Origin of the sequence: Streptomyces sp. ADI95-17 (assembly GCF_003846175.1) — a bacterium.
GTDB lineage: Bacteria > Actinomycetota > Actinomycetes > Streptomycetales > Streptomycetaceae > Streptomyces > Streptomyces sanglieri.
In genome coordinates, this window is the sequence record NZ_ML123044.1 from 299,925 (window position 1) to 316,010 (window position 16,086).

Sequence of the window (16,086 nt, forward strand, 5' to 3'; positions counted from 1 at the left end):
CCCTCTCAGCCCAGCAGTACGTCGTCGTCGCCGAGGCGCTTGAGTTCGCGCAGCAGCAGGGCGACACCCGTGGCGATGGCGGCGGCGGAGACAACGGCGTCGATCAGTCGGAGCGTGTCGTGCTCGTAGCGGGCCTTCTTGGCCTGCTTGAGCACGCTGACGGCCCCGAAGGCGGTGGTGCCGATGGACAGGTACGTGCCGGTCTTGGACTTCTTGAAGCCCTTGGCCTTGGTCAGTGCACTCACAACGACGGAGCCTCCTCCAGCAGCGGGTGACCCCACTTTTCCACGAAGGCGGCCTCGACGGCGGCTCCGACCTTGTAGAGACGGTCGTCCTTCATGGCGGGGGCGATGATCTGCAGCCCGACCGGCAGGCCGTCCTCGGGGGCCAGGCCGCAGGGCAGCGACATGGCGGAGTTGCCCGCGAGATTGGTCGGGATGGTGCACAGGTCCGCGAGGTACATCGCCATCGGGTCGTCGGCGCGCTCGCCGATCGGGAAGGCGGTGGTGGGCGTCGTCGGGGAGACGATGACGTCGACCTGCTCGAAGGCCTTCTCGAAGTCCTGGGTGATGAGGGTGCGGACCTTCTGCGCCGAGCCGTAGTACGCGTCGTAGTAGCCGGAGCTGAGGGCGTACGTGCCGAGGATGACGCGGCGCTTGACCTCGTCGCCGAAGCCGGCCTCGCGGGTGAGCGCGGTGACGTCCTCGGCGGAGCGCGTGCCGTCGTCGCCGACGCGCAGCCCGTAACGCATGGCGTCGAAGCGGGCCAGGTTGGAGGAGCACTCGGACGGCGCGATCAGGTAGTACGCGGAGAGCGCCAGGTCGAAGGACGGGCAGTCCAGCTCGACGACCGTGGCGCCGAGCGACTTGAGCAGCTCGACCGACTCGTTGAAGCGCTGGACCACACCGGCCTGGTAGCCCTCACCGGCGAACTGCTTGACGACGCCGACGCGCATGCCCTCGACGCTGCCGTTGCGGGCGGCCTCGACGACCGGCGGGACCGGGGCGTCGATGGACGTGGAGTCCATCGGGTCGTGCCCGCCGATGACCTCGTGCAGCAGGGCCGCGTCCAGGACGGTACGGGCGCAGGGCCCGCCCTGGTCCAGGGAGCTGGAGAAGGCCACCATGCCGTAGCGGGAGACGCCGCCGTAGGTGGGCTTGACGCCGACGGTGCCGGTGACGGCGGCGGGCTGGCGGATGGAGCCGCCGGTGTCCGTGCCGATGGCGAGCGGGGCCTCGTACGAGGCGAGCGCGGCGGACGAGCCGCCGCCGGAGCCGCCGGGGATGCGGGTGAGGTCCCACGGGTTGCCGGTCGGGCCGTAGGCGCTGTTCTCGGTGGAGGACCCCATGGCGAACTCGTCCATGTTGGTCTTGCCGAGGATGACGACGTCGGCGGCCTTCAGCTTCTTGGTGAGGGTCGCGTCGTACGGCGGGATCCAGCCTTCGAGGATCTTGGAGCCGACGGTGGTCGGCATGTCCTCGGTGGTGAAGATGTCCTTGAGCGCGAGCGGGACGCCGGCCAGCGGGCCGAGCTTCTCGCCGGCCGCCTTCTTGGCGTCGACGGCGCGGGCCTGCGCGAGCGCGCCCTCGCGGTCGATGTGCAGGAAGGCGTGGACCTTCTCGTCGACCGCGTCGATCCTGGCCAGGTGGGCCTCGGTCACCTCGACGGCCGTGAGCTCGCCGGAGGCGATCCTCGCGGCGATCTCGGCAGCGGTGAGCTTGATGATGGTGCTGTGGTCCGTCATGGCTGTTAGTCCTCCCCCAGGATCTGCGGCACCTTGAAACGCTGCTGCTCCTGGGCCGGGGCGCCGGAGAGCGCCTGCTCGGGGGTGAGCGACGGACGGACCTCGTCCGCGCGCATGACATTGGTCAGCGGCAGCGGGTGGGAGGTCGGCGGTACGTCTTGGTCGGCGACCTCGGAGACGCGGGCGACCGCGCCGATGATGTCGTCGAGCTGACCGGCGAAGTGATCGAGCTCTTCGCCCTTCAGCTCCAGACGCGCCAGCCGGGCGAGGTGGGCGACCTCCTCGCGCGTGATGCCAGGCATGCAGCGATCCTCAGGGGTTGGTGTGTGGTTTTGGCCGGGGGCCGGCGGCAGGTGGAAATGTGCCGCCGACCCCCAATCCTATGGGGCCCGGAGGCATGGCCCCTAAACGGTTTCCCCCGGAGGGGCTCCTCAGTGCCTTTTCTCCCGCACCGCGCTGTTCAGGAAGTGGTTGTCGTAGCGCTCCTGCACCTCCAGGAGCGACTCGGGGCTCGGCTCGCCCAGCGCGATGCGCTGCAGATGCCGGAAGTACTCGAAGCGTTCGACGCCGGGCGTGATGACGACGAGCAGATCGGTGTCGCAGCCGGGGGGCGGCGGCGAACGCGTGCGGCCTGCGCGGCGGTACCACGACGAGGTCGCCCTGCCCGGCCGTGACGACCTCCTCCCCCGCCAGGAACTCGGCGGCGCCGTCGAGCACGCAGAACATCTCGGCGCTGCGCTCATGGTGGTGCGGGGTGGCGCCGTTGGCGCCGCCGGCGAGCGTGACGCGCTGTGCGGACAGGGCGCCGCCGGTCGCGCTGCTGTCGGCGAGCAGCCGCACGGTGGTGGGCGCGCGGCCGATCACTTCGGCGCCGGCGGAACGGACGACGACGACGGCCTCGTCGGACCCGGGAACGATCAGCGACACCACGGCACCTCGGGGCTCAGACGGCGAACAGCAGGCCGGCGCTGACGAGCACCGCGACGGCGGTGGCGAAGTGGATGCCGTACGCGACCGCCTTCGTCCCGCCGTGGCGCAGCACTATGAGCGTGTCGCCGAGCGGTGCCAATGCCACGAGCAGCATGAACCATGCCTCGGCCCGCGCACCGACGAACGCGAGAAGCGCCAGGCCGAGCAGGCCGAAGGTGAGGTCCCTGAGCCCCTTGATCGTGAGGTACGCACGGTCCCCGTCCTCCTTGGCGGGGACTCCGTATCCGGCGGCGGAGGGCAGGGGCTGGAGCAGGAAGCGGGCTCCGATGAACACGACGAACAGGTCGAGCACCACGGCGAGCGTGTACGCGGCGACGGTCATGGCAGGACTCCTGGCATCTGCCGGCTTCACACCGGACGAGTTCACGGGACGGCTTCACGGGCCGCCGTCGCTAGCGCCGCTAGCAACATGAGCGAAGCTAGCAGAAGCGTCGGCACATTTTCTAGCGCTGCTAGAATTCCTGGCATGACTGTTCGGACGCGCCGGGAGCGGGAGCAGGCGGAGCGGGAGCAGGCGGAGCGGGAGCAGCTGATCGTGACGGCCGCGCGGAAGCCGGCGGAGTCGGAGGGCTGGAGCGCGGTGACCACGCCGCCGCTCGCTTCAGAGGTCGAGTACAGCCAGCCGGTCCTCCACAGCCACTTCAAGGGCAGGGGCGCGATCATGGCGGCGGTCGCGGTGGAGGGCTGCGGCGTGCTGGCCGCAGCGCTACGGACGGCCCGCACCTCGGCGACGGACGAGCGGGGCGCGCCGGCCGCGCTCAGCCGGGCGTACACGGACTTCGCGCGCGAACGGCCGGCGCTGTACGACGCGATGTTCACGCACGCGGTGGATCTGCCGTTCGCCACGCCCGAGGCACCGGCAGCACTGCACGAGGCCTTCGACGAGCTGCGCCTGGCCGTCGAGCCGATGGCCGTGGACGGCGACGATCGGTCCTGCTCACGGAGACGTACTGGGCGAGCCTGCACGGCCTGGCCACACTGCCCCGCAGCGGCCACCTCCCCTGGAGGCCCACGACCACCGCCTGGCACTACTGATCGGCCACTTCGCACGCGCCCACTGAGAGCCCCCGCACCGGGCGGGGTCGGGGGCGGGGGCGGGGGCGTCCCTGTTTGCTGGGGCTGCCCCCGTGGCCAGGGGAAATCCGGGGCGGCGTCGGGGCGTCGGGGCGTCGGGGTCGGGCTCGTCGGGGTCGGGCTCGGCTCGTCGGCGTCGGGTCGTCGTCGGGCTCGGCTCGTCGGCCGGGTCGGGTGGTCAGGTTTCAGGTCGTCGCGGGCCCGGAGCTGACCGGTCGTACAGGCGGGCACGGTCTCAGGTCGTCGCGGGCCCGGAGCTGACCGGTCGTACAGGCGGGCGCTGTTCCAGTTCCGGCTGTGTGCCGGCTGCCGCCGCGGCGGCGGCCGCCGCTGCCGCCAGCTCGGCCGGGCGCCGCCAGCCGTGCTCGCCGCGTGCCCGCAGCCAGGCCGTGGTCTCCTGCGGCGGCATCGCCGCGGCGACCAGCCAGCCCTGCACCGCGTCGCAGCGCAGATCCCGCAGCCGCTCCCAGGTCTCGTCGTCCTCTACCCCTTCCGCGACGACCAGCAGACCCAGCGAGTGGGCCAGGTCGATCGTGCAGCGGACGATCTCCGCGTCCTCGTTGTCCACGGCCAGCCGGGCCACGAACGAGCGGTCGATCTTCAGCTCGCTGACCGGCAGCCGGCGCAGATGGACGAGCGAGGAGTACCCCGTGCCGAAGTCGTCGAGGGACATCTTCACTCCGTGCCCGGTCAGCCCGGCGAGCGTGTCGGCGGCCCGCTGCGGGTCCTCCAGCAGCACGTGCTCCGTTATCTCCAGCTGCAGCGCCCCGGCCGGGACGCCGTGCCGGGCGAGCCGGGCCGCGACGCCGCCCGCGAACCCGGGGGTGTGGACATCGCGCGGGGAGACGTTGACCGCGACCGGGACGAACAGCCCCTGCGCCCGCCACCGGGCGACCTGGGCCAGCGCGGTCTCCAGGACGTACTCCGTGAGGTGCGGCATGAGACCGGACGACTCGGCGATGGCGATGAACTCGTCCGGAGGAACCCTGCCGCGTTCCGGATGCACCCAGCGCACCAGGGCTTCGAGGCCGGCCACCTGGCCGTCGAAGCGGACCTTCGGCTGGTAGTGGAGCTCGACCTCACCGGCGTCCAGGGCGCGGCGCAGATCGCCCAGCAGCCCCAGCCGGTCCGGGGTGTTGCTGTCCCGCTTGGACTCGTAGACCTCGACGCCCGTACGGTCCCGCTTGGCCTGGTACATCGCCACGTCCGCGCGCCTGAGCAGCCCCTCGGCGTCCAGCGCGTGGTCCGGGTAGACGGCGACTCCGGCGCTGGCCTCCAGCACCAGGGTCAGTCCGTCGAGGTCCAGCGGGGAGGACAGCTCGGCGACCAGATGGCGGGCGACCCGCTGGGCGCTGGTGGTGGAGTCCGCGGTCGGCAGGAGCACCGCGAACTCGTCGCCGCCCAACCGCGCGGCCTCCGCGCCCCGGGGCAGGGCGAGTCTGAGACGTTCCGCTATCTGCAACAGCAGCCGGTCCCCCGCCAGATGACCGAGGGTGTCGTTGACCGCGCGGAAACGGTCGAGGTCGATCAGGACGAGAGCGGATCTGGCACCGACGGACTCGGCGTCCTCCAGGGCCGTCCAGGTGCGCTCCAGCAGCCACTGCCGGTTGGGCAGCCCGGTCAGCGGGTCGCGCAGCTGCTCCTCGGCCCGGGCCCTGGCGATCCAGAGGGCGGAGTCGAGGGCGATCAGCGGGACGGCGAAGAGCGGCAGGAGCAGGGGGGTGACCATCGCGACGACGCAGATCAGCGGTGCGATGGCGACGAGGGCCAGGGCGACGAGGCCCTGGCGCAGCAGGGCGGTGCGGGCGATGGTCGGCAGTCCGCCGCCCTGCGGCGTCCTCGCGTACCACAGCAGGACCCTGGTGACCACGAGGTAGGTGGAGGCGGCGAGGAGGACCTCCGGGACGGAGTCGATGCCCCAGTCGAGTGGCTGCCAGGGCGACTCCACGGTCTGCACCTCGCCGAAGGCGGCGAGCACCAGGGCCGCAGCGCCGATCCCCAGGATGTCCACCGCGCCGTGCAGCAGCCCCTGCCACCAGCGGTGCCTGCGGGCGACTCCGACGAGGACGACGACGACCAGGGAGACCAGCCCGGCGGGCACCCAGCCGTAGAGCAGCAGCACCGCCAGGGTGAGGGAGGCACCGGAACCGGTCCCTCCCCACCAGCGGTCGCGGCCGAGCGCGACGAGATGGCCGACGATGATTCCGGTCAGGACGGCGAGGGACCACCCGGCCCTGCCGTCGGGGAAGAGCGCGTGTCCCTCGCTCACGGTCCGGTAGAAACCGGTCGCGATCTGGACAACGGCGATCGCCATGGCAACGGCGCCCACTTTGGGCGTGAGGCCGACGAAACCTTGCAGCCGCGACACCGGTGCGGCGCTCTCGGTCGGTTTCATTCCGTCCCTCTCACAGCCGGCGGTGCCGATGTCACCCGATGGTTCCGTTCCACGCCGCCACGACCCGGTTTCCCACCCCGCGGCCGGGCACGGCAGGTGCACTTCTCAACAGTAGGCCGCGGAAGGCTTCTACGGGCAGCGCTCTGACGCTCTTGCCCGAATGCGGACCGACCATCCGTCAGCATCTGCTATGCGCCGATCGGGTGAACCGGCCGAAATGGCGAAACCCTTGCCCCGGCCTGCCCCTCTACATCCTTTATCGCCCCCTTGCTCACCGTTCGCCCACCTCCTGTCGTACGGCCACCGATCCGTTCCGACGGCCACCGTTCTGTTCCGATACCCCGTCCGGGGGCGGTGATCCGCCTACCGCGCCGGTTCCTCGGCCGGAACCGCCGCCTCGCGGGCCGCATCCGGACCCTGTTCGAGCAGTACGGCGAAGCCGTCCTCGTCCAGCACCGGCACCTTCAACTGCATGGCCTTTTCGTACTTCGAACCGGGGTTGTCACCGACGACCACGAAGGAGGTCTTCTTCGAAACGGAACCTGTCACCTTCGCGCCGCGGCTCTGGAGCGCCTCTTTCGCGCCATCCCTGGTGTGGCCGGCCAGTGTGCCGGTGACGACGACGGTGAGTCCTTCGAGCGGACGCGGCCCCGCGTCCTCCCCCGCCTCCTCGTCGGCCATCCGGACCCCGGCCTCCCGCCACTTGCGCAGGATCTCCCGGTGCCAGTCCTCGGCGAGCCACTGCTTCACCGATGCGGCGATGATCTCCCCGACCCCGTCGGCCTCGATCAGCTCCTGCTCCGTCGCCTCGTCGATCCGGTCGATGGAGCGGAACTGACGGGCCAGCTCCGCGGCGGCGATCGGTCCCACGTGCCGAATGGACAGCCCGGTGAGGATCCGGGCCAGCGGCGCCTCCTTGGCCGCGGCGATGGCGTCGAGCATGGCGAGGGCGTTCTTCCGCGGCTCGCCCTGCTGGTTGGCGAAGACCCAGGCGGTCTTCTCCTCGCCGGTCTTCGGGTCGCGCTTGGGCAGCCCGCTGTTCTGGTCCCGGACATAGGCCCGGATCGGCAGCAGCTCCTCGATGGTCAGCCCGAAGAGATCACCCTCGTCGCGCAGCGGCGGCTCGGCGGGCTCCAGCGGCCTGGTGAGGGCCGCGGCCGCGACATAGCCGAAGTGGTCGATGTCGAGGCACTTGCGGCCCGCGAGGTAGGCCACGCGTTCGCGCAACTGGGCTGGGCAGGAGCGTGCGTTGGGACAGCGGAGGTCGATGTCGGCCTCCTTCATGGGCCGCAGCTCCGTACCGCACTCCGGGCATTCGGTGGGCATGACGAACGCCCGCTCGGTGCCGTCACGGAGGTCGACGACCGGGCCGAGGATCTCCGGGATCACGTCGCCCGCCTTGCGGAGCACCACCGTGTCCCCGATGAGGACGCCCTTCGCCTTCACCACGTTCTGGTTGTGCAGGGTGGCGAACTCCACCTCGGAGCCCGCCACTTCGACCGGCTCGACCTGCGCGTACGGCGTGACCCTGCCCGTCCGGCCGACGCCGACCCGGATGTTGACCAGCTTGGTGTTGACCTCCTCCGGGGCGTACTTCCAGGCGATCGCCCAGCGCGGTGCGCGGGAGGTGGAGCCGAGGCGGCCCTGGAGCGGGATCTCGTCGAGCTTGACGACGACGCCGTCGATCTCGTGCTCCACGGAGTGCCGGTTCTCGCCGAAGTACCTGATGAACTCCCGTACTCCGTCGAGGGAATCCACCACCTTGTTGTACTTGGCGGTGGGCAGGCCCCATTCGTGCAGCAGCTCGTAGGCGTGCGAGAGGCAGTCGATGTCGAAGCCCTCACGGGCACCGATGCCGTGCACCACCATGTGCAGCGGGCGGGTGGCGGTGACCTTCGGGTCCTTCTGGCGCAGTGAACCGGCCGCCGCGTTGCGCGGGTTGGCGAACGGCTTGTCGTCGGCCTCGACGAGCCGGGCGTTGAGCTCCTCGAAGGCTTCCATCGGGAAGAAGACCTCGCCGCGGATCTCGACCAGCGCCGGGATCCGGTCGCCCTTCAGCCGGTGCGGGATCTCGGCGATCGTACGGATGTTGGGGGTGATGTCCTCGCCGGTGCGGCCGTCGCCACGGGTGGCGGCCCGGGTCAGCCGCCCGTGCTCATAGGTGAGGTTGACCGCCAGTCCGTCGACCTTCGGCTCGCACAGGAAGTGGTAGTCGGCGGTGCCGACGTCCCGGGCGATCCGCTCGCCCCAGGCGGCCAGCTCCAGATCGTCGAAGGCGTTGTCCAGCGAGAGCATCCGCTCCCGGTGCTCGACCGAGGTGAATTCCGTCCGGTAGGGGCCCGCGACCTTCTGCGTCGGCGAATCCGGGGTGCGCAGCTGGGGGTAGGTGTCCTCCAGCGCCTCCAGCTCGCGCATCAGCCGGTCGAACTCGGCGTCGCTGACGACCGGCTGGTCGCTCACGTAGTACCGGAAGCGGTGCTCCTCGATCTGCTCGGCGAGCAGCGCGTGCTGCTCCTGGGCCTGTGCGGGCACCGTCGTCTGCTGTTCGCCGGCCATCGTCTCGTCCTCCCGTTACCCGTTGCCCCGTTACTCAGGGTTGTCTGCGAGCGATCTCGCGGCCCGGACGCAGTGGGCGAGCGCGGCGCGCGCGTACGCGGGCGAGGCACCCGCGAGCCCGCACGACGGGGTGATCACCACGGACTCCGTCAGAGTCCCCGGATTCAGCCCCAGCCTGCGCCACAGCGTCCTGACACCCATGACGCTACCGCCCGGGTCCGACAATCCGCCCGAGGCCGGGTCGGTGCCCGGCACCACTCCGAGGAGGAGCTGGGTGCCGCCCTCGACGGCTTCCCCGATCGCTTCCTCCTCACGCTCGGTGAGCAGCGAGAAATCGAACGAGATGCCACCGGCGCCGGCCCGGCGCAGCAGCGCGAACGGCACCTCGGGCGCGCAGGTGTGAACGAGCGTCGTCCCGTCCCCGGCCGCCGCCAGGACATCGCGCAGGGTGCCCTCGACGACCTGGCGGTCCACGGCCCGGTAGGTGCGGTAGCCGCTGGCCGTCCTGACCCTCCCGCGCAGTACGGCGGTCAGGGACGGCTCGTCGAGCTGGAGGATCACTTCGGCGCCGGGCACCCTGCGCCGTACCTCCGCGAGGTGGGCGCGCAGCCCCTCCGTGAGTGAGCCGGCCAGGTCGCGGCAGGCACCGGGGTCGCCGAGCGCGGCCTCGCCGCCCCGGCGCTCCAGTGCGGCGGCCAGCGTCCAGGGGCCGACGGCCTGGACCTTGAGTGGTCCCTCGTACCCCTGGGTGAACTCCTCCAGGGCGTCGAGGTCCTCGCCGAGCCAGGACCTGGCCCGGCGGGTGTCGCGGCCGGGCCGGTCGCTGATCCGCCAGCCGCTGGGCTCGACGTGCCCGTACAGGTCGACGAGCAGCCCGATGGTCCGCCCGATCATGTCCGCGCCGGGCCCGCGGGCGGGCAGCTCCGGCAGATACGGCAGGCCCTCGCCGCCCGCGAAGGAGCCGGTGACGGTCTTCGCCGCCTCCCGCGAGTCTCCCCCGGGCATGGACCCGATCCCGCTGGCCGGGCAACCGCTGAACTTGCTCTTCTCGCTCACACGGGAAGCCTAAGGCCGCGCCGGACCGCCACCGGCGTCCGCGTCGCTCAGTGTCCGGGGCGCACCGTGAGGTCGTTGACCTCGGCGTCGCGCGGCAGGTCGACGGCCATCAGGATCGTGGTGGCCACCGACTCCGGGTCGATCCAGCGGGAGGGGTCGTACTCCTTGCCCTCCTGCTGGTGGACCTTGGCCTGCATGGGGCTGGCGGTGCGCCCGGGGTAGACGGAGGTGACCCGGACGCCGTTGGCGTGCTCCTCGTGGCGCAGCGAGTCGGCGAGCGCCTTCAGGCCGTGCTTGCTCGCGGCGTACGCGCTCCACTCGGCGTGCGCGGCGAGGCCGGCGCCCGAGTTCACGAAGAGCACATGGCCCTGGGCGACGCGCAGCTGCGGCAGGAGGAGCCGGGTGATCTCGGCGGGCGCGACCAGGTTGGCGTTGAGCTGGAAGTGCCAGGCCTTGGGGGTGAGGTCACCGACCCGGCCGAGCTCGACCACACCCGCGATGTGCAGCAGCGAGTCGATCCGGTCCGGCATCGCCTGCTGGGCGAACGCCCAGGAGAGCCGGTCCGGGTTGGAGAGGTCGCCGACGAGCGTACGGGCGCCGGGGTGGAGCGCGGCCAGCTCCTTGGCACGGCCCGCGTCGCGGGCCAGCAGCACGGTCTCGTCACCGCGCTCCAGCAGTCGGCGGGTGACGGCGGCTCCGATGCCGGAGCCGGCACCGGTGATGACATGAGTGGACATGCCCTCATGATCGCACCCCGCCGGCCCGTCACCGCAGGCCGGACCACTCCTCCAGGTAGGCCAGCGCGCCCACGCCGTCCTTGGCGAAGAACACCAGGTCGGCCAGCGGGACGGGCAGGAAGCCCTCGTCCTCCATGCTCTGGAACTGCTGGCGCAGCCCGTCGTAGAAGCCCGCGGTGTTGAGCAGGACCACCGGCTTGTCGTGCTTTCCGTGCTTCTTCAACTCCAGGATCTCGGTCGCCTCGTCGAGCGTCCCGGTGCCGCCCACCATGATCACGACCGCGTCGGCCTTCGCCAGGAGCAGCGCCTTGCGCTCGGCGAGATCGCGGGCGATCACCATCTCGTCCGCATTGGCCCGCGCCTTGGCCGCCAGGAAGTCCACAGACACCCCCACCAGCCGCCCGCCCGACTCCTGGACGCCGTCGGCGACGACCTTCATCAGCCCGCTCTCCGAGCCTCCCCAGACCAGGGTGTGGCCGCCCTTGCCGAGCAGTTCGGCGAATTCGCGGGCGGGCCGGGTGTAGCGCTCGTCGAGGTCGGCGGCGGAGAGAAATACGCAGATCTTCATGGACCAACCGTAAGGGCCACCGCCGGCAGGCCCCCGCGCCCTGTGGAAAACCGGCCACCGGAGGGGCCGCTGTGCCGGGGGCCGCTGTGCCGGGGGCCGCTGTGCCGGGGGCCGCTTGGCCGGGGGCCGCTTGGCCGGGGGCCGCTTGGCCGGGGGCCGGGGAAGAATCCGGTCCGCGAAACGGCTGACCTTTACATGACTACATCACCAGGACACCGCATCACGGTCGAGCCCGGCACCGAGCATGTACGTGTGGTCCGCGACGGGCAGGTGCTCGCCGAGAGCCGGCGCCCGCTCGTCCTGCGCGAGACGGGCTGTCCGGTCCGCTACTACCTGCCGCCCGAGGACGTCCGTACCGAACTCCTCACGGCCTCGGACACCCGAACCCACTGCCCGTTCAAGGGAGATGCCTCCTACTGGTCGCTCTCGGACGCCGCGGACCTCGTCTGGGCCTACCCGGATCCGAAGCCCGAAGTCGCCGCGATCAAGGACCACTTCTGCTTCTACGAAACGGATACAGTCACCGACTGATCGTCAAGAACGGCCCTGACCTGGGCAGTCGAAGAATTTCAGAAAAACTTCGGCGGGAGCGATGAGTTTTCGCGGGCCCGGCGGTCCACCCTCGCATGGACAAGATTCTCTCCCGCGACGGCACCTTGATCGCGTACCGGCGGCGTGGTGAAGGCCCGCCGGTGATCCTGGTCGGCGGCTCGCTGGGCACGGCGGCGACCGAGGCGCCGCTGGCGCGGCTGCTCGCGCCGCACTTCCACGTCGTCACGTACGACAGGCGCGGCCGCGGCTCCAGCGGCGACAGCTCCCCGTACGCGGTGGAACGCGAGATCGAGGACCTGGCCGCGCTCGTCACCGCGGTGGGCGGCCGGGCCTCGGTGTTCGGCATGGGCGCCGGCGGGGCCCTGGCCCTGGAGGCGCAGGCCTCCGGCATGTCCGTCGACCTGCTGGCCGTGTACGAACCGCCCTACACACCGGGCCCCTCCGGCCTCCGGTACAAGGCGTGCTGCACCTCCCGGCTGCACCGGCTGCTGTCCACCGGCGACCGCGCGGGCGCCGTCGAGCTGTTCCTGTCCGTGACGGGCGTGCCGGCCGACATGATCGCCCGGATGCGCCGCGCCCCGCTGTGGAGCGACCTGCTGGCGATGGCCCACACCCTCGCGTACGACGACGCGATCCTCGGCACCGGCGCGATCCCGGCCGCGCGGTTCGCGTCCGTCACGGCGCGCACGCTGGTGATCTGCGGCGGATCCAGCCCCACCCCGTCCCGCCTCGCCTCACGCGCCCTCGCGGACGCCCTCCCCCGCGCCCGCCACCGCACCCTGACGGGCCAGACCCGCGACCTGGCCCCGCAGGCGGTGGCCCCGGTCCTCACGGAGTTCTTCGCCAGGTCCGTATCCCTGCGTCAGGCTTCCTGACCCACGACCCGCCCCGCGCGGTCCCGCCCGTACGGGGGTCGGACGCGACCGCGCGGGGCGTCCGCGGCGGCTGCGAGGGCACCGGGCGGTGGCGTCAGCCGGACGGTGGCGTCAGCCGGACGTTGTTGCCGCCGCCGTCTCCCGCCGGACCGTCGTCGCGATCGTCGCCGAGCCGACCACGCGGGTGCCGTCGTACAGGACGACCGCCTGGCCGGGGGCCACGCCCCGTACCGGCTCGGCGAAGGTGACGTGGAGCGTGCCGTCGGTCAGCTCCGCCGTCACCTCGGTCTCGCCGCCGTGGGCGCGGAGCTGGGCGGTGTACGCGCCGGGGCCGGCCGGTGCGGTGCCGCACCAGCGGGGCTTGATGGCGGTGAGGGCGGTGACGTCGAGGGACTCGGCCGGGCCGACCGTCACCGTGTTGTTCACCGGGGAGATGTCCAGGACGTACCGCGGCTTGCCGTCGGGGGCGGGATGGCCGATGCGCAGGCCCTTGCGCTGGCCGATGGTGAAGCCGAAGGCGCCCTCGTGGGTGCCGACCTTCGTGCCCGACTCGTCGAGGATGTCGCCCTCCGCCTTGCCGCCGAGCCGGCTCGCCAGGAAGCCCTGGGTGTCGCCGTCGGCGATGAAGCAGATGTCGTGGCTGTCGGGCTTCTTGGCGACGGCCAGGCCCCGGCGCTCGGCCTCGGCGCGGATCTCGTCCTTGGTGGTGAGGGTGTCGCCGAGCGGGAACATCGCGTGGGCGAGCTGCTTCTCGTCCAGGACGCCGAGGACGTACGACTGGTCCTTGGCCATGTCCGAGGCGCGGTGCAGCTCGCGGCTGCCGTCCTCGTTGAGGACGACGGTGGCGTAGTGGCCGGTGCAGACCGCGTCGAAGCCGAGCGCGAGGGCCTTGTCCAGGAGCGCGGCGAACTTGATCTTCTCGTTGCAGCGCAGGCACGGGTTGGGCGTGCGGCCCGCCTCGTACTCGGCGATGAAGTCGTCCACGACGTCCTCGCGGAAGCGTTCCGCCAGGTCCCAGACGTAGAACGGGATGCCGATCACGTCCGCGGCCCGGCGGGCGTCGCGGGAGTCCTCGATCGTGCAACAGCCGCGCGCCCCGGTACGGAAGGACTGCGGGTTCGCGGAGAGGGCGAGGTGCACACCGGTCACGTCGTGGCCCGCCTCGGCGGCACGGGCCGCCGCGACGGCGGAGTCGACACCGCCCGACATGGCGGCGAGGACTCGGAGGGGGCGCTGGGAAGTCTCAGTCATAGCTCCACCAGGGTACGGGGCGCCGGGAACCGAACGCTCTCGGATATGCGTTGTGGATCACATGGGGACCAAGGGGACATCGGGCGCCAAGAGCTCTGCGGGCGCGAAGTCCGGGCGCGGCATCAGCCGGCGCGGGCTGCTGATCGGCGCTGCCGTCACGGCCGTGGGCACGGCCGCGCTGGCGCGGGAGCAGCTGGAGCACGCCTGGTGGCGGCTGCCGGGGGTGGAGAAGCCCCGGAAGCCCGGCGAGGTGGATTACGCGCGCGCCCAGTGGATATCCGCCTCCTCGGCGAACTGGCGGCGGGCCGACCGCCCCGACGACTACACGATCGACCGGGTCGTCATCCATGTCACCCAGGGCAGCTATCAGAGCGCGGTGAAGGTCTTCCAGGACCCGGGGCACGGGGCGGCGGCACATTACGTGGTGCGCAAGGACGGCCATGTGACGCAGATGATCCGTGAGCTGGACGTGGCATTCCACGCGGGGAACAGGTCGTACAACGAGCGCAGTGTGGGGATAGAGCACGAGGGCTTCGTGGACCGGCCGCAGGACTTCACGGCCGCGATGTACGGGGCCTCGGCGCGGCTCACGGCGGCGATCTGCGGGCGGTACGGGATGCCGGTGGACCGGGAGCACATCGTCGGGCACGTGGAGGTACCGGGCACGGACCACACCGATCCGGGCGAGCACTGGGACTGGGACCGGTATCTGAAGCTGGTCCGGGCAGCGGGCAAAAAGTGACCGCGGGGCCCGTCCGGTCGCCGCCGGGCAGGCCAGGTCCCGCAGGGCTCAGCTGAGTCCCGCCGTCCGTGCCCGTTCCACCGCCGGGCCGATCGCGCGGGCCACCTCGTCGATGTCCTGCTTGGTGGACGTGTGGCCGAGCGAGAAGCGCAGGGTGCCGCGGGCCAGGTCCGGATCGGTGCCGGTGGCCAGCAGTACGTGGCTGGGCTGGGCGATCCCGGCGGTGCACGCGGAGCCGGTGGAGCACTCGATGCCCTGGGCGTCCAGCAGCAGGAGCAGGGAGTCGCCCTCGCAGCCGGGGAAGGTGAAGTGGGCGTTGGCGGGGAGCCGGCCGCCGGGGGCGGGGTCGCCGCCGAGGACGGCGTCGGGCACGGCCGCCCGCACGGCCGCGACCAGATCGTCGCGGAGCCCGCCGATCTCACGGGTGAACTCCTCGCGCCCGTCGGCGGCCAGCCGCCCGGCCAGGGCGAAGGCGGCGACGGCCGGCACATCGAGGGTGCCCGAGCGGACGTGCCGCTCCTGGCCACCGCCGTGGAGCACGGGCACGGGGGTGTATTCGCGGCCGAGCAGGAGCGCGCCGATGCCGAAGGGGCCGCCGATCTTGTGCCCGCTGACCGTCATCGCGGCCAGCCCGGACCGGGCGAAGTCGACCTCCAGCTGCCCGAACGCCTGGACCGCGTCCGCGTGCATCGGTACGTCGAACTCACGGGCCACTGCGGCCAGTTCACGTACCGGCATGATGGTGCCGATCTCGTTGTTGGCCCACATCACGGTGACCATCGCGATGTCGTCGGGGTCACGGAGGATCGCCTCGCGCAGTACGTCCGGGTGGACGCGTCCGTGCCGGTCGACGGGGAGGTATTCGACGTTCGCGCCCTCGTGTTCGGCGAGCCAGTCGACGGCGTCCAGCACCGCGTGGTGCTCGACGGGGCTGGCCAGCACCCGGGTGCGGCGGGGGTCGGCGTCGCGGCGGGCCCAGTAGAGGCCCTTCACGGCGAGGTTGTCGGCCTCGGTGCCGCCGGAGGTGAAGACCACCTCGCTGGGGCGTGCGCCGAGGGCATCGGCGAGGGTCTCTCTCGACTCCTCGACGGTACGGCGGGCCCGGCGCCCGGCGGCGTGCAGTGAGGACGCGTTGCCGGTGACGGCGAGCTGGGCGGTCATCGCCTCGATCGCTTCCGGAAGCATCGGCGTGGTCGCGGCGTGGTCGAGGTAAGCCATGGTGGGCTCGATTCTACGAGCCCCCGGCGGGGCGTACGGCGGGCGCACCCGCGCACGGCCCGGTGCGGTCTGCCTCGCCCCGTTCCCGGGCCCGTCCGGGCGGGGAGGGCGTCGGGCTCCGCGCCCGGTTCAGCCGGCGAAGTCCCGGGCGCCGAGGCCGTCGCCGGTGACGAGGAGGGGCTGCCCGGCCCCGCTGACTCTGCCGGTACGCGCGGTGGAGCGCGCCGTGTCGTGCTTGCGACATGTCGCAAGCACGGCAGGGAAAAGGCTGGTGCGGCCGATCAGTGGGGCCCCAGTCTTGAGCCGCACCGCGTGTCCATCTCCTTGC

The 16,086-nt window shown here is 71.8% G+C and carries 15 protein-coding genes and 2 pseudogenes; 4 read left to right on the forward strand and 13 right to left on the reverse strand.

Annotated elements, in window-relative coordinates:
- Positions 1-5 precede the first annotated feature (5 nt).
- The 5 genes and pseudogenes from EES42_RS01255 to EES42_RS01275 all read right to left on the reverse strand — a co-directional run bounded on the left by EES42_RS01255 (position 6) and on the right by EES42_RS01275 (position 3,056).
- Positions 6-245, reverse strand: coding sequence for a hypothetical protein (locus tag EES42_RS01255; protein WP_124716236.1), 240 nt, complete (start codon positions 243-245; stop codon positions 6-8).
- Positions 242-1,744, reverse strand: a complete 1,503-nt coding sequence (gene gatA / locus EES42_RS01260) for an Asp-tRNA(Asn)/Glu-tRNA(Gln) amidotransferase subunit GatA (protein ID WP_124716237.1) — start codon at positions 1,742-1,744, stop codon at positions 242-244. Before gatA ends, EES42_RS01255 begins: the two co-directional genes overlap by 4 nt.
- 5 nt (positions 1,745-1,749) lie before the next feature.
- Entirely contained in the window at positions 1,750-2,046 is a 297-nt protein-coding gene (gene gatC / locus EES42_RS01265; RefSeq protein WP_015036350.1) for an Asp-tRNA(Asn)/Glu-tRNA(Gln) amidotransferase subunit GatC, read from the reverse strand.
- A gap of 129 nt (positions 2,047-2,175) precedes the next feature.
- Positions 2,176-2,671 (reverse strand): annotated as a pseudogene (locus EES42_RS01270) (cupin domain-containing protein).
- Between the two features lie 16 nt (positions 2,672-2,687).
- Positions 2,688-3,056 (reverse strand): DUF4267 domain-containing protein, encoded by a 369-nt coding sequence (locus EES42_RS01275; protein WP_124716238.1) that lies wholly within the window; start codon positions 3,054-3,056, stop codon positions 2,688-2,690.
- A 144-nt stretch (positions 3,057-3,200) separates the two neighbouring features.
- Here EES42_RS01275 and EES42_RS01280 point away from each other — a divergent pair.
- Positions 3,201-3,795, forward strand: a pseudogene (locus EES42_RS01280) (TetR-like C-terminal domain-containing protein).
- A gap of 248 nt (positions 3,796-4,043) precedes the next feature.
- Here EES42_RS01280 and EES42_RS01285 read toward each other — a convergent pair.
- The 5 genes from EES42_RS01285 to EES42_RS01305 form a co-directional block, all read right to left on the reverse strand.
- Entirely contained in the window at positions 4,044-6,122 is a 2,079-nt protein-coding gene (locus tag EES42_RS01285) for a putative bifunctional diguanylate cyclase/phosphodiesterase (RefSeq protein ID WP_241196192.1), read from the reverse strand.
- Positions 6,123-6,566: 444 nt separating this feature from the next.
- A complete protein-coding gene (gene ligA / locus EES42_RS01290; RefSeq protein WP_124716240.1) occupies positions 6,567-8,759 on the reverse strand; it encodes an NAD-dependent DNA ligase LigA in 2,193 nt (730 codons plus the stop codon).
- A gap of 30 nt (positions 8,760-8,789) precedes the next feature.
- Positions 8,790-9,815, reverse strand: coding sequence for a methionine synthase (locus EES42_RS01295; protein WP_124716241.1), 1,026 nt, complete (start codon positions 9,813-9,815; stop codon positions 8,790-8,792).
- A 47-nt stretch (positions 9,816-9,862) separates the two neighbouring features.
- On the reverse strand, positions 9,863-10,552 hold the full coding sequence (locus tag EES42_RS01300; RefSeq protein ID WP_124716242.1) for an SDR family oxidoreductase: 690 nt from the start codon (positions 10,550-10,552) through the stop codon (positions 9,863-9,865).
- Between the two features lie 28 nt (positions 10,553-10,580).
- The gene (locus EES42_RS01305; protein ID WP_124716243.1) at positions 10,581-11,120 is read right to left on the reverse strand and encodes an LOG family protein; all 540 of its coding nucleotides are present in this window, start codon (positions 11,118-11,120) and stop codon (positions 10,581-10,583) included.
- 195 nt (positions 11,121-11,315) lie between these two features.
- On the opposite strand from EES42_RS01305, the gene EES42_RS01310 reads away from it, so the two are divergent.
- Together EES42_RS01310 and EES42_RS01315 are read left to right on the forward strand one after the other, a co-directional pair.
- Positions 11,316-11,651 (forward strand): DUF427 domain-containing protein, encoded by a 336-nt coding sequence (locus tag EES42_RS01310; RefSeq protein ID WP_124716244.1) that lies wholly within the window; start codon positions 11,316-11,318, stop codon positions 11,649-11,651.
- Between the two features lie 95 nt (positions 11,652-11,746).
- The gene (locus EES42_RS01315; protein ID WP_124716245.1) at positions 11,747-12,547 is read left to right on the forward strand and encodes an alpha/beta fold hydrolase; all 801 of its coding nucleotides are present in this window, start codon (positions 11,747-11,749) and stop codon (positions 12,545-12,547) included.
- Positions 12,548-12,658: 111 nt separating this feature from the next.
- On the opposite strand, the gene mnmA is transcribed toward EES42_RS01315, so the two are convergent.
- On the reverse strand, positions 12,659-13,798 hold the full coding sequence (mnmA, locus tag EES42_RS01320) for a tRNA 2-thiouridine(34) synthase MnmA (protein WP_124716246.1): 1,140 nt from the start codon (positions 13,796-13,798) through the stop codon (positions 12,659-12,661).
- 61 nt (positions 13,799-13,859) lie between these two features.
- On the opposite strand from mnmA, the gene EES42_RS01325 reads away from it, so the two are divergent.
- Entirely contained in the window at positions 13,860-14,540 is a 681-nt protein-coding gene (locus tag EES42_RS01325; RefSeq protein ID WP_124717340.1) for an N-acetylmuramoyl-L-alanine amidase, read from the forward strand.
- Between the two features lie 48 nt (positions 14,541-14,588).
- On the opposite strand, the gene EES42_RS01330 is transcribed toward EES42_RS01325, so the two are convergent.
- Complete coding sequence (locus EES42_RS01330) at positions 14,589-15,758, reverse strand: cysteine desulfurase family protein (protein ID WP_124716247.1); 1,170 nt, start codon at positions 15,756-15,758, stop codon at positions 14,589-14,591.
- Between the two features lie 129 nt (positions 15,759-15,887).
- The gene (locus EES42_RS01335; protein ID WP_124716248.1) at positions 15,888-16,067 is read right to left on the reverse strand and encodes a hypothetical protein; all 180 of its coding nucleotides are present in this window, start codon (positions 16,065-16,067) and stop codon (positions 15,888-15,890) included.
- Positions 16,068-16,086 lie beyond the last annotated feature (19 nt).